Raw genomic sequence first — 20,092 nt, 5'->3', positions numbered from 1 at the left:
CGTCCTGACGCTGATCGACGACTGACGTCACGCTATGGGCGGGCGAGTGCCTCCACCGGTCCGGGACGCGACTGCTCGGGTGACAATACGGTGGATCGCGGACCGCCGACGCGATACCCGGCGCCGCGATGCTCCGGCGGGAGCCGATCACCGGCACCGAACAGCGCGTTGCGCAACGTGCCCGGCTCGTAGTCGGTCCGGTAGACGCCGCGCTCGGTCAAGACGGGAACAACGTGGCGCACTATGTCTTCGAACGTCCCCGGCGTGATCGCGTAGGCGAGATTGAATCCGTCCAGGTCGGTGTCGGCGACCCACTCCTGCAGCAGATCGGCGACTGTTTCGCCGGATCCGGTGAACACCGGGCCCATGCCGCCGATGCCGGCCCAACGGCCGATGTCGCGCACCGTCCATTCACGGCCGTCGTCGTCGAATTCCTGGAACGCCGCGACCGCAGACTGGATGGCGTTGCTCTGCACATCGCCGATCGGGTCGTCGAGGTCGTACTGCGACAAATCGATTCCCATCCAGCCGGACATGAACACCAGTCCGCCTTCGATGCTCGCGTAGGACAGGTATTCGTCGCGTTTGGCCCGTGCGGCGGTGTCGGTCTCGTCGGTGATGATGGTGGCCAGCGCGTAGATCCTGGCCGCGTACCGGTCACGGCCCGCGGCCTCGAGCGCGTCACGAACACGCGACACTGTCTGCGCCAGGATTCGTTTCGAGGGGCCGGCGATGAAGATCGCCTCGGCGTTCTCGGCCGCGAACCGCACACCGCGCGGGGAGGCGCCCGCCTGATAGATCACCGGCGTCCGCTGCGGCGACGGTTCGCAGACGTGGATCCCCGGCACGGTGTAGTGCTTGCCGTAGTGGCCGATGTGGTGCACCTTCGACGGATCGGTGTAGATGCCGCGTTCGGTATCGCGCACCACTGCGTCGTCCTCCCACGAACCCTCCCAGAGCTTGTAGAGCACCTCGAGGTATTCGTCGGCCTGGTTGTACCGTTCGTCGTGGTCGAGTTGATCGGCCGCACCGAAATTCCTTGCCGCGGAGGGCAGATAGCCGGTCACCACGTTCCAGCCGAGCCGCCCGTTCGTGAGGTGGTCGAGGGTGGACAGGCGGCGCGCGAACGGAAACGGATGTTCGAAACCGGTGCCGGTCGTGATCCCGAAACCGAGGTGCTCGGTCACCGCCGCCATCGCCGACACCAGCAGCAGCGGATCGGCGACCGGCGTCTGCGCGCCCTGGCGCAGCGCGGCGATGTCGTTGCCGCCGTATACGTCGTAGGTGCCGAGGACGTCGGCGATGAAGATCCCGTCGAACCGCCCGCGTTCGAGGAGTTTCGCCAGCTCGGTCCAGTAGCCGATATCGGTGTAGCGATGCGACCGGTCGTCGGGATGACGCCACAGCCCCGGTGATTGGTGGGCGACACAGTTCATGTCGAAGGCGTTGAACCGGATCGGCCTGCTCATCGCGTCGCCGCCTCGGGGTGCACGGTGCTCGCATTCGTGGAAGCTGGTGTGCCGGTGTTCCGCTCGCCCGCGCTCCACCCGAAGGGCAGGTCGGTGCCGTTGAGCAGATAGTCGCCGACGGCGCGAGCTTTGAAGATCGCGGGATTGTGCACCGAGATGGTGCGGGCGTTGCGCCAATGCCGATCCAGGCGCAGCTGTTCGGACACGATCGAGGCTCCGCCGAGTTCGAACAGTCTTGTGGTGGCGTCGAGCACGATGTCGATCACCCCGAGTTGTGCCTGGGCGGCGGCCAATTCGGCTGCCACGAGAGCCTGCTCGTCCTTCGCCCCGGCGTCGAGTACCCCGTCGAGCACATCCGCCACGGCGAGCACTGCCGCACGCGCGGTGAACGCCGCCGCCGACAGCTTGCCGATCACCTGCTGGACGAGGGGGTCTTCGCGCGGCAGATCGGCGGCGGCGTGGGTGTAGGTGCGGGTGCGCGCGCTCACCCATTCCCTGGCATCACGTTCGGCGCGCGCGGCGATCCCCGCGAGCACCGCCAGCTGCACCAGTTGCAGGTAGGCGGTGCCGTAGGTGGGGCCAGCGACACCGTAACCGGGTCCGAGGACACGGTCCTCGGCCACCACGACATCGGTGAACTCGGTGGTGCCGCTCGCGGTGAGCCGCTGCCCGAAACCGTCCCAGTCATCGTGTTGCACAACACCGTCGGCGTCCGAGTCGACCAGCACGCCGAGCCGCTCACCGTCGCTGTCGGCCGCGACGAGGATGTGATCGGCGAACAGCGATCCGGTGCTGTAGTACTTCACGCCGTTGAGCAGCAGCCGGTCACCGTCGCGGGTCAGCCGAGTGTGATACCGGTCCACCGCACCGACCCCCGGTTCGGTGATCGCATTGCCGACCAGTGTGCCCGCCGCGACCGCCCGCAACCATCGCTCCCGCGCCGGTCCCGCCTCCGCCAGGAGCTGATCCTCGACGAACGACCAGTGCACCCGCAGTGCCTGCGGCAGATTCGACTCGGCCGCCGCCAGGTCGATGAGCAACCGGAACAGCTGTCGCACACTCACGCCGTACCCGCCGAACTCGACCGGCACCCGCAACGCCCCGAACTTGGCCTCCTTCAACCAGCCCACCTCGTCGAACGGCAGTCGCCGATCGACCTCCCGTTCGACCGCGCCCGCGGCGATCCGGTCGAAGATCGGGGCGAAGATGGCGTCCAGCTCGGAATCGGTGGTCGATGGCGCGGCGGTGGAAGTCATGCTTCCACGATCGCGCAGGGAGGTGCCGGATTCACGGGTTGCGCGCAGCGCGATCACAACGGAGGGGACGTGCTCGTCTTACTTCGCTCGGGCGGCAGTGGCCTACCAGGAGTCCCTCATCGATCTTCGCGACTGAGGTTCACCGGGTTCGAGGAATCACCACGCCGGATTCGTAGGCGAGCACGACCAATTGGGCTCGGTCGCGGGCGTGGAGTTTGGTCATCGCCCGGTTGATGTGGGTTTTCGCGGTATGCGGGCTGATCACCATGTGGACGGCGATCTCGTCGTTGGACAGACCCTGCGCGACGAGAACCACGGCCTCGCGTTCGCGGGTGGTCAGTTCGTCCAGGCCCGCGCCCGGGGTCGGTGTGCGGGGCTGGGTGACGTAGCGGTGGATCAGCCTGCGGGTGATCGAGGGTGCGAGCAGAGCGTCGCCACGGGCGGCCACGCGGATGGCGTGCAGGAAGTCCTCCGGTTCGATGTCTTTGACGAGAAAGCCCGCGGCGCCCGCTCGCAAGGCGTCGAAGACGTATTCGTCGAGGCCGTAATTGGTCAGGATGACGACGTGAACGCCCGACAGCGCCGGATCGGCGGCGATGCGGCGAGTGGCTTCGATGCCGTCGACCACCGGCATCTGGATGTCGATGAGCGCGATGTCGGGCAGATGGGTCCGGGCCAGCTCGACGCCGTCGCGGCCGTCCGCGGCTTCGGCGACCACCTCGATGTCGTCCTCGATCTCGAGCAGCGCGCGAAAGCCGCTGCGGATGAGAGGCTGGTCGTCGACGAGCAGGACGCGAATCATGTTCTGTCCACCGGTAATGCGGCGTGCACGGCGAAGCCGCCGTTGCTGCGTGGCGCGGCATGGAGGTGGCCGCCGAGGGCGGTGACGCGTTCGCGCATACCGAGTAGTCCGACGCCCGGGACCGGTGCGGTCGAGGGGTTCGCGGTGCCGTCGTCCTCGACCTCGACGACGAGAGTGTCCGTGCGGTAGTCGATGTGGACGGTGGCGGTCGCGGCGGCGGCGTGGCGGGTGATATTGGTGAGTGACTCCTGCACGATCCGGTAGACGGTTCGGTCGACCGCGACCGGCACATTCTGGTGCGCGCCCTCGATCGTGAGAGTGGTGTCCAAGCCGTTGGCGCGCACGCGCTCCACCAGATCGGGGACGTGGGCGAGACCGGGGCGCGGGGAGGTGTCGTCGTCGCGCAGCGCTTCCAGGGTCGCGCGCAATTCGCGGGCCGCCTCGCGACCGGCTTCGCGGATGGCCAGCAGTGCCGCCGGGACCTCTTCGCCCCGCTTGCGGGCCACATGGACGGCGGCTTCGGACTGCACCTTGATCACCGAGATCTGGTGGGTGAGCGAATCGTGCAGCTCGCGCGCGATGTGCAGGCGCTCCTCGTCGGCCCGCCGTCGCGCGGTTTCCTCCCTGGTGCGTTCGGCCTCGTCGGCTCGCCGCTCGGCTTGGCGCAGCGCTTCACCCGCGGCGCCCGCCGCGATGAGCCAGGCGATCTCGAGCGCGTCGCGGGCGCGGGCGAGCGCCTGGGTCGTGTCGTGCAGCGAGACCAGCGCCGCGAGCGGGAGCGCGGCGAGCACCGCCACCGACGTCAGCACGGCGACCATCCGATGGCCCGCGCGGACCGTGAAATACACCGCGAAAAGGAAGGCGACCGCCGGCACGTCGAAACCGAGCGCCTGGTAACCCAGCGCGCACACGCCGGTCACGACCAGCACCGCCACCGGTGCCCGGCGTTGCGCGGCGAGTGCCAGCCCGCCCGCGACCAGCAACGCGTAGCCGAGCCAGTCGAGATCGGTGGAGTGCTCGCGGCTCAGCCCGGTGACCAGCAGCACCGCGGCCACGCCGACGGCGATCACCCCGTCGACGGTTCTGCCCATGCGCCAACCCTAGCCCGCTCGGGTCCTGGGCGAATCCCGCGCACGGATGATCCACCGACTACTACGGCTGCGGTATCCGCGCAGCTCCTGACGCCTCGGCGGTAGTCGATACCGCGGCCGCGTCACCTCGAATTGTCCACCGCCGCGCGATGACCGAACACCCGTACGTCGCCGACGATAGGTCCGTCCCCTACAGAACGCACGACGAGGAGTACCCCGATGTCCATCCGCCCACTCACCACAGCCGCTGTCACCACAGCGTTCACCCTCATCTGCGCCGCACCCGCCACCGCGGCAACCACCACACTCGCCGACTCCTACGGCATGACGACAGACCGCCTCGTCGCGACATCGGCCGCGTTCCTCGGTCTGGCCGCCGTGCTCGTGGGTGGTTGGGCAGTCTCGCGCGCCGGAAATCCCGCCCGATCGTTTCTCGCGATCGGGGCAGGCGCGGTCGCGGCGATCGTGGGAGTGATCGGATTCGCGACCGCGGACGGCGGCCCCGGCACCGGAAACGGCATCGTCGGCGCGGCGATCGCGATCTTCCTCGGCCTGGTGGCCGTCGCCCTCGGTACCCGCGCCTACCGGCGTGCCCACCGCTGATCGGCGGTGGGCACACGGTCAGTGTCCGCGGGCGATCCAGTCCGCGAGCGCGGGCCGCTCCGTGCCGATGGTGGTGGTGTCGCCGTGGCCGGTGTGGACCGTGGTCTCCTCGGGGAGCGTGAGCAATCGGTCTCGGATCGAGTCGATGATCGTGTCGAAGTCGGAGAACGAGCGGCCGGTGAGGCCCGGGCCCCCCGCGAAAAGGGTGTCACCGGTGAACAGGGCAGCGAGGTCGGGCACGTGCAGCGAGACCGAGCCGGGGGAGTGGCCGGGGGTGTGCAGGATGTCGATATCGGTGCCAGCCACCGTGATTCGGGTGGTGTCCGCCAGCGAGTGGTAGTCGGCGGCCGGGTGGGTCATGCGCCAGAGTGGCTCGTCGCCGGGATGCAGCAGGACGGGGGCATCGAGGCGCTTCGCGAGTTCCGGCGCGACGGTCACGTGGTCGTTGTGGCCGTGTGTGCACAGGATCGCGGTGACGTGCCGGTCGCCGACCGCGGCGGCGATGGCATCGGCGTCGTGGGCGGCGTCGATGACGAGCACCTCGGTGTCGTCACCGATGAGCCACACATTGTTGTCGACATCCCAGGTGCCACCGTCGAGCGCGAAAGTTCCCGAGGTGACGACTCTTTCGACGCGGGTCACCAGACCACCACCGAACGCAGCACCCGGCCCTGCGCCATCGCGGCGAACGCCTGCTCGACCCCGTCGATGCCGATCCGCTCGGTGACGAACCGGTCCAGCGGCAGCCGGCCCTGCCGGTAGAGATCGATGAGCATCGGGAAGTCGCGCTCGGGCAGGCAGTCGCCGTACCAGGAGGATTTCAGCGCACCGCCGTGCGAGAAGAAGTCGATCAGCGGCATCTCCAACGTCATGTCGGGCGTCGGGACGCCGACGAGAACGACCGTGCCCGCCAGGTCGCGCCCGTAGAACGCCTGCTGCCAGGTCTCCGGGCGGCCGACCGCGTCGATCACCACGTCGGCACCGAAACCGTCGGTGAGTTCCTTGATCCGCTCGACCACGTCCTCGCTGGTCGCGTCGATGGTGTGGGTGGCGCCGAAGTCCTTGGCCCAGTCCAGTTTTCGCTGATCGCGGTCGATCGCGATGATCGTGCCCGCACCGGCGAGGCGCGCACCGGCGATGGCGGCGTCACCGACGCCGCCGCAGCCGATCACCGCGACGCTGTCACCGCGCGAGACGTTGCCGGTGTTCACGGCGGCGCCGATCCCGGCCATCACGCCACACCCGAGCAGGCCGGCGACGGCGGGGTCGGTCTCGGAATCGACCTTGGTGCACTGCTTTTCGTGCACGAGGGTCTTGTCGGCGAAGGCGCCGACGCCTAGGGCCGGGGTGAGCGGGGTGCCGTCGGTGAGCGTCATCGGGACGCTGGCGTTGTGGGTGTCGAAGCAGTACCAGGGGCGTCCGCGCCGACACGCTCGGCATTCGCCACACACCGCGCGCCAGTTGAGGACGACGAAATCGCCCTCGGCCACATGGGTCACGGCCGCGCCGACGGACTCGACCACACCGGCGGCTTCGTGCCCGAGCAGGAACGGGAACTCGTCGTTGATGCCGCCGTCGCGATAGTGCAGGTCGGTGTGGCACACCCCGCAGGCCTGGACACGGACGACGACATCGTGCGGTCCCGGGTCGGGAATCACGATGTCGACGGTTTCGACCGGCGCATCCTTCGCGCGGGCGATGACTCCGCGGACGGTGTCTGGCATGCGGACCTCCTCATGGTTGGCGTGGGTCTACGCCAACGCTAGCGGGGCCGCTCGCCCGGTCAATGCGGGATGGGTGGGATCTCACCTGTCGGACTGCCGAGTTCTTCTCGCACGTGGTGCTCGACGAGCAGCGGGACATAGTTGCGGATGTGCACCTTCCCGAACGCGTCGTAGACGTTGTGCACGATGTCGGCGAGCTCAGCGGGTGCGATGGTCGGGTACCGGATGATCAACCGCTCGATGACCTCGTCGAGTTGGCGGTTCTCGTGAGTAGTCATATTCCGGGGGTACCCGGCGATACCGTCGATCAACGGGTCGGCGCCTACTTTTCGTCGAAACCAGAGATCGCCCAATTCACCGCATCGCGTTCTGACGGCGGCGCATAGACGGTGTCGATGGTGGCGATCGGCGCTGCGTCCTGGACGTGAGGGGCCGGGATGGGCACGGTGGAGCATGACCTGACCAGAGGAGATACCTATGAATCCGGCTCGCCCGGCAGTTCGTGGCCCCCGCGCGGCCGTGCTCGCGCTCGCGGTTCTCGCGGTGGGCGTCGGTGCCTGCTCCGCCGACCCGGGCACGCCGGAAACCGCCGCCGCCTCGGCGACACCCGAGACCTCGGTCACGACTTCCGCTGCCGCACCGCCGACCAGGCAGCTCGACCACGCCCTGGACGGCGACCTCTACGACGCGGCGGTCGCCGACGATGCCGCCCGGGTCCGTGACCTCATCGCCCGCGGCGCCGACATGGAGACGCGTGGTGACAACGGGCGCACACCACTGGTCGCCGCCACCAAGAACACGGCGACGGCGGCCGCATTGGCCCTGATCGAGGCGGGCGCCGACGTGAACGCTGTGGACGACCTCCGGGACTCCGCCTACCTGTACGCCGGAGCCGAGGGCCTCGACGAGATCCTCGCCGCGACCCTGCGCCACGGCGCGGACCTGCGCAGCGTGAACCGTTACGGCGGTACGGCACTCATCCCGGCGAGCGAGCACGGGCATGTGAGCACCGTGCGGATGCTGATCGCCGCGGGAGTCGACGTCAACCATGTGAACACGCCGCAGTGGACGGCATTGCAGGAGGCGGTCGTCTACGGCGACGGCTCGCAGCGCTACCAGGAAACCGTCACCGCGCTGCTCGCCGCGGGCGCCGACCCGCGGATCCGCGACGCCGAAGGCCGCACCGCGCTTCAGAACGCCGAACGTCTCCACCAGGACGCGATCGTGGCACTGCTGCGCTGAGCGGGCGTGCCGAGGCGCTCAGCGCGTCTGTTCGCGGACTGATTCGGCGAACGCTGTCGCGGCGGCGCTGCGGTGCCCCTCGGCCGCGTACAGCAGCGTGACGGCTCTCCGGGACATGCTGGGCCGCAGCGGAATCCGGGCGAGTGGGGGATGAGTGTCGGTGACCGACTCGGGCAGGATCGTCATCAGGTCCGAGGCGGATACCACCTCCAGCAGCGCCTGAATGGAATTGACTTCCACCGCGATTCGTGGCGAAACGCCGTGGTCGTGGAGATAGCTGTCGATGTGGTGGCGGGTCGCGAACGTCGAATTGAGCAGGGCGAGATCGTGGCCGACCAGATCGTCGGGTGTCATGGCCGCCGGCAGCGCGGGGTGCGCGGCGATGCCGAGTACGGCGGCCATCGTCTCCTCGTACAGCGCTTCGGCCGTGATGCCGGGCAGGCGCGGTGGAGCGAACGCGATGCCGAGGTCGAGGCGGTCGTCGAGCAGCTCGGACTCCATGGCGTCCTGGGGCAACTCACCGAACTCGACGGTGATCCCCGGATGGCGGGCCCGGAACGCCGCGATCAGCGGGCCGACCAGATAGGGCGTGAAGGTGGGAGTGGTGGCGAAGCGGAGCAGGCCACGACTGAGATCGGTGACGTCGTGCACGGCCCGCTGCGCCGCGGCGATCTCGTCGACAGCTCGGCGGGCATGCGCGAGATAGGCCGCCCCCGCGTCGGTGAGCCGCACACTGCGCCCTGCCCGGTCGAGCAACATCGCCCCGACGGCGCGCTCGAGCTGCTTGATCTGGTGCGACAGCGTCGGCTGCGAGATATGGAGCTGCTCCGCGGCCCGGGTGAAGTTCCCGTGCTCGGCGACAGCGGCCAGATAACGCAGGTGCCGCAGTTCCGGCGTCACTGTCGGTCGCCGTCCGGTCCGATCCGCGCCAGGACCGCGTTGACCACCAGGCACGCGCTGTCCACCACATCGGCCATCGGCTGGCGGTAGGCGTCGAGCACCCACTTCTGGGCGATGATCACGATGGCGCCGACCAGGCCGAACAGCACGGTGCGCACGCTGACAGCGGGGTGGGTTTCCAGGTCGACATGCGGGGTGATCAGAGCCAGGCAGATATCGACCAAGGCGTCGAGAACATCGTGGTAGGCCCGGTCGACCGCGGGACTCACGCCGAGGATCTCGAAGAACGCGATCCGAGGGACCCGGGGGTCGTCGAGGATGAGCTGGAAGTAGGCGGTCAAGCCGACACGCACCTGAGCGTCGACGGCCTCGGCCTCGCGCAGGCCGGTATGGATCGCCTCGATCATCCTGGCGGCTGTCTCGCGATACACCTCGAGCAGCAGATCCTCACTGTCGGTGAAGGATTCGTAGAAGTAGCGTTTGCCGACGCCGGCCGCCGCGCAGATCGTGGTGACTGTGGTGTTGCGGTAGCCGTCGATGCCGAAGGCGTCCGTGGCCGCCTCGAGCAACCGGGCGCGGCGTTCCTGCTGACGTTGCCCAGGGGCAGCCCCGCGGTACCGGCGGCCGTCATCGAGTTCGGACGCTGTCACAACGCCAATTCTGTCAGGTGACCGTGGTGGGGCGCGCGCGGGCGCTGAACGAGGATTGCCCAGAACATGTTCTTGCGATCGGACGTGACCCACGCTACGTTACTTCCCGGTACGGGAACGTCGTAGTTCCCGATGGTGGAGGGCTGAACCGAAGCATGATCACACATCGTGGGCGGCTGGCTGCGCTGGTCGCATCCGTCGTCGTAATGGCAGGCGCCGTCGCATCCGCACCGGTCGGACAAGCATCGCCGAATGCCGAGGGTCTCGACGCGCAGTTCGTCGCCACCCATAACGGGCCGCAGCAGTACCCCAACGTCTTCATCGAGTGGGATGTGCCGATCACCATGAGTGACGGCACCGTATTGAAAGCGAATGTCTATCACCCGGCCGGTGCGGACGGTCGGCCCGTCGCCGAGCCGACGCCCACGATCGTCAACATGACGCCCTACACCAAGCTGGTCACCAACGTCGCCGACTCGGCGCTCGCGGTCCCCGGCCTGTCGGACCTGCTGATGCCGGTGCTGCAGAACCTGGACTTCTCGCCGTTCGGTTTCAGCAGCCTCAGCGACATGATGAACGCACTGCCCGGCGGCGCGGCCCGCACCTTCGGCGTCGACCGGAATCTGATCCGCGGTGGGTACACCCAGGTGGTCGTCGACGTGCGCGGCACCGGCTTCTCCCAGGGCACCTGGCAGGTCTTCGGTGAACGCGAGCAGCTCGACGGTGTGGAAATCGTCGACTGGGCCGCGAAACAGGGCTGGTCCGACGGCAAGATCGGGATGAGCGGCATCTCCTACTCGGCGATCAACCAGCTGCAGACCGCGCAGCGGCACCCCGAGGCGCTCAAGGCGATCTTCCCGATCGTGCCCGGTAGCGACCTGATCCGCGATGTCGCTGCCCCCGGTGGCGCGCTCGGGATCGGGTTCATCCCGGCCTGGCTGCTCGCCGTCGACGGCGCGAAGCTGCTGCCCGACCTGATGTCGATGCTGAACGGCAAATTCGACTGGGTCTGGCTGCGCGACCGGGTGACCGATCCGTTCACCTTCTTCAACGTGCTCATCGCCGCGCTGACCACTCCGAACGTGGAGCAGATCCCGCCGGAGATGGCGTCGATCCTCGACGACGAGAGCGCGCTACGGACGGCCTGGGTGGGCTCGCCCGATCAGGTGCGGGTGCCGACCTTCCTCTACGGCGGCTGGCACGACATCTTCACCTACTCCACCCCGCGCATCTACAACGCGGTGAACGTGCCCGCCGAGCAGAAGAAGCTCGTCATGGACGACGTCTACCACGTGACGGTGAGCTCGGGACTCGGCCAGCCGGGTGCGCCCGCGCCGGCGGATTCGTTGCAGCGCGCGTGGTTCGACAAGTGGCTCAAGGGAATCGACAACGGTATCGACCGCTACGACCCGGTCACGTTGTGGCAGCAGGGTAGTGGGCAGTGGACCGCCGACGTCGCGTTCCCGCGGCCGGGCATGCAGTACCGGCGGATGTATCTCGACGCCGCCTCCTCCGGCACCGCGCCGGGCGCCCGCCACGACGGCAGCCTGCGCACTGCCCCCGGTGCCGCGCAACGCGTTTCGGTGGATCCGAGCCTGACCACCATCTGCTCGCGTGATGCCGCGCAGGGCACGGCCGGCCTGGTCCCGCTGCCCGACATCTGTGCCAAGGACGCCCGGATCAGTGAGGGCGCCGCGCTCACCTTCACCACGGCTCCGGTGGCCGCGCCGACGAGGATCTCCGGGCCGATCGCCGCCCACCTGAACACCGTGCTCGACGCGACCGACGGGTACTGGACGGTGACGGTGAACGATGTCGCCCCCGACGGCACGTCGACGGTCTGGTCTCAGGGGCAGCTGATGGCATCCCTGCGCACGGTCGACGAGGGCAAGGCGACCCGCTCGCCGAACGGCGACTACACCGACCCGTATCCGTACCTCACCCTGGATACCCGTCAGCCGATCGTGCCCGGCGAGCCGACGACGATCGACATCGGCGTCCGTGCCACCGACGGTGTCCTGCTGCCGGGTCACCGCCTGCGCGTCGACGTCTTCGCCGGCAACTTCCCCAGTGGAATCCCGCTGCGGCCGTTGCTGAACGAAAGCGGCCTGCGCACCCAGCACCTCGAGCTCGATCCGTCCCGCCCGAGCTGGATCAACGTCCCCCTGGACACCGATCCCGGCTGGTGAGCACTGGTTCACCCCGCCTCCGATCTCGCGCCGATCATCGAGCGCGCGGCATCGGGGGCGGGGTTCGCCGTCTTGCCGAGACCGGATTCGGCCTGATCCTGTCCCCATCGGCTCGCTGATCAGCCCGCGGTCGCGCGCGCATCGGGTACCCGCGTCGCATCCGCGCCCGCGGCCGCCGCGAGGTGGGCGAAGGTGGCCGCGTCTCGGACCGCCGCACCACCGTGATCGTTGTTGAAATAGACGTAGCTGTCGGCGTCGGGAGACCAGGTGTCGAGCAGCCGATGCGCCCAGCCATTCAATGCCTGCTTGCCGTAGGACGGCAGGGGAGCGGCGCGGCCCGCGTGCAGGCGCAGATAGGCCCAGTCGGTGGTGCGCCACAGGGGCGTGATCGGGTGCGAATCACGGTCCGCCCAGGTCAATGCCGCGCCACGGGATCGCAGGACGTCACCGATCTCGTCTGTCCACCACGAATCGTGGCGCGGTTCCACCGCCACTCGCACCGTGTCGGGGAAGCAGCGCAGACAGTTGTCGAGCAGATCGGGGTCCGCGCGCAGGGTCGGCGGCAGCTGGAGCAGGATCGGTCCGAGCCGATCACCCAGTCCCTCGGTCCGGTCGAGCAGACGCTGCACGGGTTCGGCAGGGTCGCGCAATCGCTTGATATGGGTCAGGTAGCGACTCGCCTTCACCGCCATCACGAAGCCGGCGGGCGTGCGCTCGCGCCAAGCGGCGAAGTTCTCCCTGCTCGGCAAGCGATAGAACGCGTTGTTCGACTCCACCGTCGCGAACGCCCGCGCATAGTGCTCGAGCCACTGCCGGACGGGCAGCCCCGGCGGATACAGCGCGCCCCGCCAGTCGCGGTACTGCCAGCCGGAAGTGCCAACGTACATGGTCATTTCGGCTTCCCTCCGCAGCGCGGGCCGTCAGATCTCCGCGCGCAGCAGGGGCGCGAGTTCGCTGCTGTAGAAGTCGAGGAACGCGTCCATGTCGGGTCCCGCGTTCATCAGCACCACATGGTCGAAACCCGCGTCGGCGGCCTTGCGCACCGCCTCGACGTAGCGCTTCGGATCATTGCCGCAGACAAAGGATTCGAGCATGTCGTCCACTCGCACGGTGCTCGACGCGGCGGCGAAGTTCGCCGGATTGGGCAGTTCGCTCATCACCTTCCAGCCACCGGTCGACCACCGGTTGGTCGACAGTGCCGCTTCGGCGCCCGCGCGATCGTCCTCGGCGAAGGCGACCCCCACTTCGACGTAGCGCGGACCGGAGCCACCCTTGTCGTGAAAGGTCCGCACGAGTTCGGGATCGGGTTCGGTGGCGAACAGTCCGTCGCCGAGTTCGGCGGCGATCGCCGCGGCGCTCGGCCCGCCCGCGGCCACCGCGATCACCGGCGGTGTCTCCGGCAGATCGAACACCCGCGCGTCCGACAGCTCCAGAAACTCGCCGTAATAGTTGTGATAGCCGCCGCGCCACAGCAACCGGATGATCTCGAGCGCCTCGCGCAACATCCGCTGACGGATCAGCACCGGCGGGAACTCGTGGCCGACGACGTGCTCGTTGAGCCGCTCGCCCGAACCGATACCCAGGGTGAACCGCCCATCCGAGACCAGGGCGGTGGTGGCGGCGGCCTGGGCGATGACGGCGGGGTGATAGCGGATGATCGGACAGGTCACGCCGGTGGCGAGCCCGATGTCGGTGGTGCTCGCCGCGATCGTGCCCAGGACCGTCCAGGCGAAGGGTGAGTGGCCCTGCTCGTCGAGCCACGGGTGGAAGTGGTCGCTCATCTCGACGAAATCGAAACCGGCCGATTCGGCCCGAACTGCCTGTCGAACAAGCTCTTTCGGGCCGAAAGCCTCGGCCGCCAGTTTGAATCCGAGCTGCATGGCGAACCTTTCGCAGTGGGTCAGCTACGGCCGAGGGCGTTGGCCAGTTCCTGCTTGTTCATCTTGGAACGGCCGTCGATATTGCGGCGGCGGGCCTCGTCGTAGAGCTGATCGCGGGTCTTGCCGCCGCCCTGTGCCCGCTGGCCGCCGCTGCGCTGTGAGGAACCGCTGGATCGCGACGACTTGCTCGACCCCTTGGTCTCGCCGTGCTGGGCGCGCGTCTTGTTGACCGTCCGCGCGGCGATCTCCTCGGCCCTGCCCTCACTGCGGCCGCGGTCGCGCTCGGACTTCTTGATGTCTTTGTACTGCCGTTCGCGCTTGTCACTCCAGGCTTGCTGAGGCATCACATGCTCCGTTCCGGTCGGTGGACGGGTCTGGTTGCCGCCTACCCGGGGATCGGTCGGGGAAACAACCGCCCGGCGAGGATGACCGGAACCGTGATCGAGGACTGGCACACTGGCGTGGTGAGCGCCTCGGGCAGCGTGCGGGCGGCCGCCGCCTCGGCGTGGCGGTGGATTCGCAGCGCCCCCGGCACCTATGTGTGGCTGGCGGCGCTGGGTGTGACCACCGCGATTCAGCAGCGGCTCACGCCGGAGGAAGCCAGAGTCTGGCTCGGGCACCGCTCGACCAATATCGATCGTCTCGGCGACGACCCGATCCGGGTGCTGATCGGCAGCGCGTTCTGGACCGACGGCGGCGGGTGGCTGGTCTACGCGGTGCTGTTCAGCCTCGTGCACGCCAACGCCGAACGGTGGCTCGGGACGTTGCGCTGGCTGGTCGTGGTCGTCCTCGCGCATGTCGGCGCCACGTATCTCAGCCAGGGCGTGCTGCTCTGGGCGATTCGCCACGACAGAGCCCCGGAGCGTGCGGCGTTCGCGCTCGATGTGGGAGTCAGTTACGGGCTGGCCGGAGTAGCCGCCGTCCTCGCCTACCGTGTGTTGCTGCCGTGGCGGGTGCTGTACGTGCTCGGTGTGCTGGCGGTCTGTGTGCCGCCGGTATTTCTGGACCGCACGTTCACCGACGTGGGCCACGCGGGTGCGGCGTTGATCGGCTTCGCGTGCTATCCACTGACGCGAGGGCGGGCCCGCGACTGGGATCCGAGCCCGCGCCTTCGCGGTTTGTGTCTTCGGATCAGACGAAGAAGTCGAAGATCATCCTGGCCGACCTCGGGAAGCAAACGATGACCGTGATCGTTCACCTCCTTCCGCCGCTGTCAGTTACCGATCAGCTGTTGTGGATACGGGAATCATCCGGCCGTCATAGTCGCAGGTGAAATGGTTTTCACTCGCAGATATCGAGGTTGTTCAGTAGGTGTCAGCAATAACACGGCGATCTGATTCGCCGGTGCTGCGGTTAGGGTGGCCGGGTGATCTTGCTGGCGATAGGTGTGGTTCTGCTCGGGGTGTTCGCGCTGTGTTTCCGTCAGGAGCGGCGCCGGTTCAGCAACGCGGTGTTGTTGCTGCTCGGAGTTCTGTGTGTCGGCGCCGCGCTGATCGGTTCGGGCGCCGAAGGATCGGGGCCCGAAATACTGGTCTTCTTCGCCCTGGCGCTGTCGCCGCTGCTCGTGCTGGTCCTGGCCGGACTGCTGATGCTCAACGGTGTGGTGATGCTGCGCCGCGAGGGCGTGCGTCCGGCCAACCTGCTCTCCTTCGGTCTCGGCGTGGCGCTGCTGGTTCCGTACGCGCTGCTGGTGATGGCGGTGATCGCCGAGTGGGCGGTTCTCGGGGTGTTGCTGCTCGCGGTGGTGCTCGTCGCCGCCTACCTCGGCTTCGTGCTGGTCGCGTTCCTGCTCTATTCGGTCGTCTACGGCGGGGTGACCCGCACCGACGATGCCGTCGCGATCGTGGTGCACGGCTCCGGCCTGCTCGGAGACCGGGTCCCGCCGCTGCTGGCGAGCAGGCTCGACCGCGCGCTGCAGATCTGGCGTGCCGACCGCGCGCACGGCCCCGCGCCGCTGTTGGTGACCAGCGGCGGCAAGGGTTCCGACGAGAAGGTCGCCGAGAGCACGGCGATGGCCGCCTACCTCGTCGAACACGGCGTGCGCGACGACGAGATCCTGCGGGAGGATCGCTCGACGACCACCCGCGAGAACCTGCTGTTCAGCCGGGAACTGCTCGCCAGACAGGGGATCAACAGCCGCATCCTGCTGGTCACGAGCAATTTTCATGTGCTGCGCACCGCGTTGCTCGCCCGTTCGGTCGGGATCGACGCCCAGGCCGTCGGCGCGCCGACCGCGCGCTACTACCTGCCCAGCGCTGTCCTGCGCGAATACGTCGGGATTCTGGCCGAACACAAGGCGATCAACGCCGTGATGTGTGGGTTGCTGGTGGCGGCGCCGGTCGCGCTGGCGATCTTTGGTGCGGCCAACTGACACATTTAGGTGTTACGTACAGTTATGGATAGTTGTATCATCGGAACTACCGAGCAGGACGCAACGTCGCGACCTGGTGCACGGATGCTCGTGCGCGGTTGATCGAGGAGTACCGATGAAGCTATTTCCTTGGGGAAGAGAAAGCCCGGAGATCGATCCGGGCGTGGTGGCATTGCACGCGCGCAATGTCAGCTTCGACTGGTCGGGTGTCGACCTCCAGTGGATGTCGGCGGAACCGATCGCCGGTCACCTGATCAGCGCGCTGAACATGCTGCTGCCCGAGGGCGAGCGCATGTTCATCGAGACCTATCGCGAGGCATTGCCCTACGTCAAGGACGAGAAGCTGCGCGAGGACATGCTCGGCTTCATCGGGCAGGAGGCCATGCACGCGCAGACCCACGGGAAGGTGCTCGACGACGTCTTCACCGCCCACGGCGTCGACGCGAGTCCCTACCTGGCGCAGATGGAATACCTGTTCCGTATCTCGCTCGGCCCGCGCGGCGGCGACGATCGCGCCGGCCGCCAGATGCTGGTCGAGCGGCTCGCCTTCATCGCCTGTCTCGAGCACTTCTTCGCCTGGCTCGGGGACTGGGTGCTCAACGCCGACCTCGAGAAGTTCGGCGCCGACCCGCGGATGGCGGACCTGTTCCGCTGGCACGGCGCCGAAGAGGTCGAACACCGCAATGTCGCCCACGATGTCGCCGAGTACTTCGGGGTCGGCTACGTGCGGCGCTGCGCGTCGATGACGCTGGTGTTCCCGATCTTCCTCATCGTGCTGGTGCGCGGTGCGCGCTTCCTCGTCCAGCAGGATCCGCAGCTGCCGGATCAGGGCTACGCACGGCTGCTCGCCGGCGTGTTCGGCGCGATGTGGCGAGGTGCGCTGCCCGGCGTGCCGTCGCTGCTGGCCAGTGCGCTGTCGACCTTCCAGCCCGGCTACAACCCGCAATCGGTCGGCTCGACGGCGCAGGCGATCGCGTATCTGGCCGCCTCGCCCGGCGCCCGCGCGGCAGCGTCGTGACCACGCGCGACCTCCCCGCCGATCTCTACGGCAGGTACCGCCACGATCCGGCGATGAAGGTCATCGACGCCATCGCGGCCACCCGGTTGCGCTGGAGCGCGCTGGTCAACCGCGGTGATCTGCGCCCACGCGTCGATGATCGCCGCCTGGCCGTGGTGGTGACCGATCGCCGGATCGAAGCGCACGACCAGGACGTGGTGAGTCTTCGCCTCGAAGCACCCGACGGGCGCGTGCTACCGCGCTGGTGGCCCGGGGCGCACCTGGACCTGGAACTACCGTCGGGTCGGCTGCGCCAGTATTCGCTGTGTGGCGATCCCGCCGACGAGCGCGCGTACCGCATCGCTGTGCGCCGCATCCCCGGTGGCGGCGGCGGCTCGATCGAGGTGCACGACGCACTGCCCGTCGGCTCCGGGCTGGTGGTGCGCGGCCCGCGCAACGCCTTCCCGTTCGCCGTGCCCGGCCATGGATCACCGTCGCAGCGCCTGCATTTCGTGGCCGGCGGGATCGGCATCACCCCGATCCTGCCGATGGCCAGGCTCGCGCACCGGCTCGGCGTGCCGTGGACCCTGGTCTACAGCGGACGCAGTCGCGACACCATCCCGTTCCTGGACGAGATCGAAGGCTTCGGCGCGAACGTCGTGGTGCGCACCGATGACGAGCACGGTCTCCCCGCCGCGATGGACCTGCTGCCCGATGTCGGGCCCGGCACCGCGGTCTACGCGTGTGGCCCGACCCCGATGACCTCGTCGATCGTCGCTGCGGTGCGCGAGATGGCCGACGTGGAACTGCATTTCGAGCGGTTCTCGCCGCCGCCGATCGTCGACGGCACCCCGTTCGAGATCGAATTCGCGTCCAGTGGTGCGGTGGTGACGGTCGAAGCCGACCGCACCGTGCTGGACACGATCCTCGATTCCCGTCCCGACCAGCCCTACTCGTGCAGGCAAGGCTTCTGTGGCACCTGCGTGGTGCGGGTTCGCTCGGGCGAACCCGACCATCGCGAGACCACGCTGTCCGCTGCCGACCACGCCGAGGGCGCCATGCTGGCCTGCGTATCCCGTTCTCGCGGTGATCGTTTGGTGCTCGACCTGTGATTTCTCCGCTGGACAAGGAGTCCGAAAGATCATGACGAACGACAGCCCGCAGCCCGCGAACCAGCGCACCGTCCGCAGCGGTGATTTCGACATCGCCGTGTTCGAATACGGCGACCCGGCCGCCGATACCGTCGTGCTCGTGCACGGCTGGCCCGACACCCACCACCTGTGGGACAGGGTGATTCCGCTGCTCACCGAGCGTTTCCACGTGGTCGCCTACGACACCCGTGGCCACGGCGAGTCCACCCGCACCCAGCGCACCGGCGATTTCCGCCTCGACGAACTCGCGCGCGATTTCTACGCCGTGATCGACGTGGTGAGCCCCGATCGTCCCGTGCACGTGCTCGCCCACGACTGGGGTTCGGTGCAGGTGTGGGAGGCGGTGTGTGAACCGCAGGCCACCGAGCGCGTCGCCTCGTTCACCTCGGTCTCGGGCCCCAACCTCGACCACCTCGCCTCCTGGGTGCGTGACCGTCTCTCCCGGCCCACCCTGCGCAATGTGTGGCAGCCGATGACCCAGCTGGCCTCCTCGGCCTACACCTTCTTCTTCATGACTCCCGGGCTGCCGCGCGCGACGTTCAACGCCATCGGCACCGAAAAGCTGTGGCAGCGTGCGGTGTCGATCATGAACGACACCCCCGCCGCCAATGTGAAGCTCGGCCCCACCTTCCGCCGCGACATGGTCGACGGGCTGCTCATCTATCGCGCGAACATCGTGGCGCGCATGCTCTCCCCGCGTGAGCGTCGCACCGAGGTGCCGGTGCAGTTGATCGTGGCAGGACGCGATGTCGCCGTGCGGCCCGCGGGCTACGACGATTCGGGCAAGTGGACCGACCGGCTGTGGCGTCGCGACGTCCCTGCCGGGCACTGGATGCCGTTCTCGCATCCGGAACTCCTCGCGACCGCGACCACCGAGCTCATCGACGCACTCGACGGCGCCGGCGTCTCGCGCGGACTGGCCAGGGCCGAAGTGGGCGCTGCGCGAAGGGAATTCGAACACAAGCTGGTGGTCGTCACCGGTGCGGGCAGCGGCATCGGCCGGGAGACCGCGCTGGCTTTCGCGCGCCTCGGCGCCGAAGTGGTGGTCTCCGATGTCAACGAGCTCGCCGCCAAGGCCACCGCGGAGCTCGTCGCATCCGAAGGTGGTGTGGCGCACTCCTATCCACTCGATGTGTCGAACGAGGACGCGGTGCGCGCGCACGCCGACACGGTGATCGCCGCGCACGGCGTGCCCGATGTGCTGGTGAACAACGCCGGTGTCGGCCAGGCAGGCGGATTCCTCGATACTCCGTCGGAGGAGTTCGACCGCGTACTGCGGATCAACCTCGGCGGTGTCGTCAACGGCTGCCGGGCCTTCGGCGCGGCGATGGCCGATCGCGGGCTCGGCGGGCACATCGTGAACCTGTCCAGCATGGCCGCCTACAGTCCGCAGCGCGACATGGCGGCCTACGCCACCAGCAAGTCGGCGGTCTTCATGTTCTCCGATTGCCTGCGTGCCGAACTGGCCGACCGTGGCATTTCGGTGTCGACCGTGTGCCCGGGCATCGTGCACACGAATATCGTTGCCACCACCCGCATCTCGGGCGTTTCCGCCGCCGAGGAGGCCGCCGCGCAGCAGAAGTTCGACAAGCTGTACGAGCGACGCGGCTACACCCCCGACCGGGTGGCGGCGCAGATCGTGAAGGCCGTGCGGACCGGGCGCGACATCGTGCCGGTGACGCCGGAGTCGTGGGTGCAATACCGGATCAACCGGATCGCGCCCGGCGCGGTGCGGTTCGCGGCACGCCGGATGAAGCTGGTCTAGAT

The 20,092-nt window shown here is 68.3% G+C and carries 20 protein-coding genes; 8 read left to right on the top strand and 12 right to left on the bottom strand.

Annotation, left to right across the window (positions count from 1 at the left end; translation table 11 throughout):
* Positions 1–32 precede the first annotated feature (32 nt).
* The 4 genes from ACWF99_RS30990 to ACWF99_RS30975 form a co-directional block, all read right to left on the bottom strand.
* A complete protein-coding gene (locus ACWF99_RS30990; protein ID WP_452538115.1) occupies positions 33–1,469 on the bottom strand; it encodes an LLM class flavin-dependent oxidoreductase in 1,437 nt (478 codons plus the stop codon).
* Positions 1,466–2,725: an acyl-CoA dehydrogenase family protein gene (locus ACWF99_RS30985; protein ID WP_452538114.1), complete on the bottom strand. Its 1,260-nt coding sequence runs from the start codon at positions 2,723–2,725 to the stop codon at positions 1,466–1,468. The genes ACWF99_RS30990 and ACWF99_RS30985 overlap by 4 nt, the downstream gene beginning before the upstream one ends.
* A gap of 139 nt (positions 2,726–2,864) precedes the next feature.
* Positions 2,865–3,527 carry a response regulator gene (locus ACWF99_RS30980; RefSeq protein ID WP_378637659.1) on the bottom strand — a complete coding sequence of 221 codons (663 nt, stop codon included), beginning with the start codon at positions 3,525–3,527 and terminating at the stop codon, positions 2,865–2,867.
* Positions 3,524–4,618: a sensor histidine kinase gene (locus tag ACWF99_RS30975; protein WP_452538113.1), complete on the bottom strand. Its 1,095-nt coding sequence runs from the start codon at positions 4,616–4,618 to the stop codon at positions 3,524–3,526. The genes ACWF99_RS30980 and ACWF99_RS30975 overlap by 4 nt, the downstream gene beginning before the upstream one ends.
* A gap of 219 nt (positions 4,619–4,837) precedes the next feature.
* Between ACWF99_RS30975 and ACWF99_RS30970 the strand changes: the two genes are divergently transcribed.
* Positions 4,838–5,221 (top strand): DUF6223 family protein, encoded by a 384-nt coding sequence (locus ACWF99_RS30970; protein ID WP_378637665.1) that lies wholly within the window; start codon positions 4,838–4,840, stop codon positions 5,219–5,221.
* Between the two features lie 18 nt (positions 5,222–5,239).
* Here the strand turns inward: ACWF99_RS30970 and ACWF99_RS30965 are convergent, their stop codons facing one another.
* Genes ACWF99_RS30965 through ACWF99_RS30955 form a run of 3 tightly spaced genes read right to left on the bottom strand, consistent with a single transcriptional unit; the run spans position 5,240 to position 7,223 of the window.
* Entirely contained in the window at positions 5,240–5,866 is a 627-nt protein-coding gene (locus tag ACWF99_RS30965) for an MBL fold metallo-hydrolase (RefSeq protein WP_452538187.1), read from the bottom strand.
* Entirely contained in the window at positions 5,860–6,945 is a 1,086-nt protein-coding gene (locus tag ACWF99_RS30960) for an S-(hydroxymethyl)mycothiol dehydrogenase (RefSeq protein ID WP_378637667.1), read from the bottom strand. The genes ACWF99_RS30965 and ACWF99_RS30960 overlap by 7 nt, the downstream gene beginning before the upstream one ends.
* 59 nt (positions 6,946–7,004) lie before the next feature.
* Positions 7,005–7,223, bottom strand: coding sequence for a three-helix bundle dimerization domain-containing protein (locus ACWF99_RS30955; RefSeq protein WP_358067951.1), 219 nt, complete (start codon positions 7,221–7,223; stop codon positions 7,005–7,007).
* 199 nt (positions 7,224–7,422) lie between these two features.
* On the opposite strand from ACWF99_RS30955, the gene ACWF99_RS30950 reads away from it, so the two are divergent.
* On the top strand, positions 7,423–8,187 hold the full coding sequence (locus ACWF99_RS30950; protein WP_452538112.1) for an ankyrin repeat domain-containing protein: 765 nt from the start codon (positions 7,423–7,425) through the stop codon (positions 8,185–8,187).
* A gap of 18 nt (positions 8,188–8,205) precedes the next feature.
* Here the strand turns inward: ACWF99_RS30950 and cynR are convergent, their stop codons facing one another.
* Positions 8,206–9,087, bottom strand: a complete 882-nt coding sequence (cynR, locus tag ACWF99_RS30945) for a transcriptional regulator CynR (protein WP_452538111.1) — start codon at positions 9,085–9,087, stop codon at positions 8,206–8,208.
* Positions 9,084–9,737, bottom strand: coding sequence for a TetR/AcrR family transcriptional regulator (locus ACWF99_RS30940; protein ID WP_378637675.1), 654 nt, complete (start codon positions 9,735–9,737; stop codon positions 9,084–9,086). The genes cynR and ACWF99_RS30940 overlap by 4 nt, the downstream gene beginning before the upstream one ends.
* A 155-nt stretch (positions 9,738–9,892) precedes the next feature.
* Between ACWF99_RS30940 and ACWF99_RS30935 the strand changes: the two genes are divergently transcribed.
* Positions 9,893–11,926, top strand: coding sequence for a CocE/NonD family hydrolase (locus ACWF99_RS30935; RefSeq protein ID WP_452538110.1), 2,034 nt, complete (start codon positions 9,893–9,895; stop codon positions 11,924–11,926).
* Positions 11,927–12,045: 119 nt separating this feature from the next.
* On the opposite strand, the gene ACWF99_RS30930 is transcribed toward ACWF99_RS30935, so the two are convergent.
* Genes ACWF99_RS30930 through ACWF99_RS30920 form a run of 3 tightly spaced genes read right to left on the bottom strand, consistent with a single transcriptional unit; the run spans position 12,046 to position 14,150 of the window.
* Positions 12,046–12,819 carry a DUF72 domain-containing protein gene (locus ACWF99_RS30930; protein WP_452538109.1) on the bottom strand — a complete coding sequence of 258 codons (774 nt, stop codon included), beginning with the start codon at positions 12,817–12,819 and terminating at the stop codon, positions 12,046–12,048.
* Between the two features lie 27 nt (positions 12,820–12,846).
* The gene (locus tag ACWF99_RS30925) at positions 12,847–13,806 is read right to left on the bottom strand and encodes a TIGR03557 family F420-dependent LLM class oxidoreductase (RefSeq protein ID WP_452538108.1); all 960 of its coding nucleotides are present in this window, start codon (positions 13,804–13,806) and stop codon (positions 12,847–12,849) included.
* 20 nt (positions 13,807–13,826) lie between these two features.
* Positions 13,827–14,150, bottom strand: a complete 324-nt coding sequence (locus ACWF99_RS30920) for a plasmid stabilization protein (RefSeq protein ID WP_378663057.1) — start codon at positions 14,148–14,150, stop codon at positions 13,827–13,829.
* Positions 14,151–14,231: 81 nt separating this feature from the next.
* Here ACWF99_RS30920 and ACWF99_RS30915 point away from each other — a divergent pair, with 81 nt between their 5' ends.
* The 5 genes from ACWF99_RS30915 (at position 14,232) to ACWF99_RS30895 (ending at position 20,090) form a co-directional block, all read left to right on the top strand.
* A complete protein-coding gene (locus tag ACWF99_RS30915) occupies positions 14,232–14,990 on the top strand; it encodes a rhomboid-like protein (protein ID WP_378663054.1) in 759 nt (252 codons plus the stop codon).
* A 182-nt stretch (positions 14,991–15,172) separates the two neighbouring features.
* Positions 15,173–16,177 carry a YdcF family protein gene (locus ACWF99_RS30910; RefSeq protein WP_452538107.1) on the top strand — a complete coding sequence of 335 codons (1,005 nt, stop codon included), beginning with the start codon at positions 15,173–15,175 and terminating at the stop codon, positions 16,175–16,177.
* A gap of 115 nt (positions 16,178–16,292) precedes the next feature.
* Positions 16,293–17,195 (top strand): metal-dependent hydrolase, encoded by a 903-nt coding sequence (locus ACWF99_RS30905; RefSeq protein ID WP_378637694.1) that lies wholly within the window; start codon positions 16,293–16,295, stop codon positions 17,193–17,195.
* A gap of 53 nt (positions 17,196–17,248) precedes the next feature.
* Positions 17,249–18,286 (top strand): PDR/VanB family oxidoreductase, encoded by a 1,038-nt coding sequence (locus ACWF99_RS30900; protein WP_452538186.1) that lies wholly within the window; start codon positions 17,249–17,251, stop codon positions 18,284–18,286.
* A 31-nt stretch (positions 18,287–18,317) separates the two neighbouring features.
* A complete protein-coding gene (locus ACWF99_RS30895; protein ID WP_452538106.1) occupies positions 18,318–20,090 on the top strand; it encodes an SDR family oxidoreductase in 1,773 nt (590 codons plus the stop codon).
* Positions 20,091–20,092 lie beyond the last annotated feature (2 nt).

This window comes from Nocardia sp. NPDC055002 (genome assembly GCF_053608825.1).
Note: the sequence above shows the minus strand (reverse complement) of the source record. Positions and strands in the feature narration are given on the sequence as shown.

Excerpts from the sequence above, each read along its gene's own strand:
- ACWF99_RS30925 (WP_452538108.1), bottom strand. The coding sequence starts at position 13,806 with ATGCAGCTCGGATTCAAACTGGCGGCCGAGGCTTTCGGCCCGAAAGAG.
- ACWF99_RS30930 (WP_452538109.1), bottom strand. The coding sequence starts at position 12,819 with ATGACCATGTACGTTGGCACTTCCGGCTGGCAGTACCGCGACTGGCGG.
- ACWF99_RS30970 (WP_378637665.1), top strand. The coding sequence starts at position 4,838 with ATGTCCATCCGCCCACTCACCACAGCCGCTGTCACCACAGCGTTCACC.
- ACWF99_RS30960 (WP_378637667.1), bottom strand. The coding sequence starts at position 6,945 with ATGCCAGACACCGTCCGCGGAGTCATCGCCCGCGCGAAGGATGCGCCG.
- ACWF99_RS30955 (WP_358067951.1), bottom strand. The coding sequence starts at position 7,223 with ATGACTACTCACGAGAACCGCCAACTCGACGAGGTCATCGAGCGGTTG.
- ACWF99_RS30920 (WP_378663057.1), bottom strand. The coding sequence starts at position 14,150 with ATGCCTCAGCAAGCCTGGAGTGACAAGCGCGAACGGCAGTACAAAGAC.
- ACWF99_RS30905 (WP_378637694.1), top strand. The coding sequence starts at position 16,293 with ATGAAGCTATTTCCTTGGGGAAGAGAAAGCCCGGAGATCGATCCGGGC.
- ACWF99_RS30935 (WP_452538110.1), top strand. The coding sequence starts at position 9,893 with ATGATCACACATCGTGGGCGGCTGGCTGCGCTGGTCGCATCCGTCGTC.
- ACWF99_RS30980 (WP_378637659.1), bottom strand. The coding sequence starts at position 3,527 with ATGATTCGCGTCCTGCTCGTCGACGACCAGCCTCTCATCCGCAGCGGC.
- ACWF99_RS30985 (WP_452538114.1), bottom strand. The coding sequence starts at position 2,725 with ATGACTTCCACCGCCGCGCCATCGACCACCGATTCCGAGCTGGACGCC.
- ACWF99_RS30950 (WP_452538112.1), top strand. The coding sequence starts at position 7,423 with ATGAATCCGGCTCGCCCGGCAGTTCGTGGCCCCCGCGCGGCCGTGCTC.
- ACWF99_RS30990 (WP_452538115.1), bottom strand. The coding sequence starts at position 1,469 with ATGAGCAGGCCGATCCGGTTCAACGCCTTCGACATGAACTGTGTCGCC.
- ACWF99_RS30900 (WP_452538186.1), top strand. The coding sequence starts at position 17,249 with ATGAAGGTCATCGACGCCATCGCGGCCACCCGGTTGCGCTGGAGCGCG.
- ACWF99_RS30895 (WP_452538106.1), top strand. The coding sequence starts at position 18,318 with ATGACGAACGACAGCCCGCAGCCCGCGAACCAGCGCACCGTCCGCAGC.
- ACWF99_RS30975 (WP_452538113.1), bottom strand. The coding sequence starts at position 4,618 with ATGGGCAGAACCGTCGACGGGGTGATCGCCGTCGGCGTGGCCGCGGTG.
- ACWF99_RS30915 (WP_378663054.1), top strand. The coding sequence starts at position 14,232 with ATGACCGGAACCGTGATCGAGGACTGGCACACTGGCGTGGTGAGCGCC.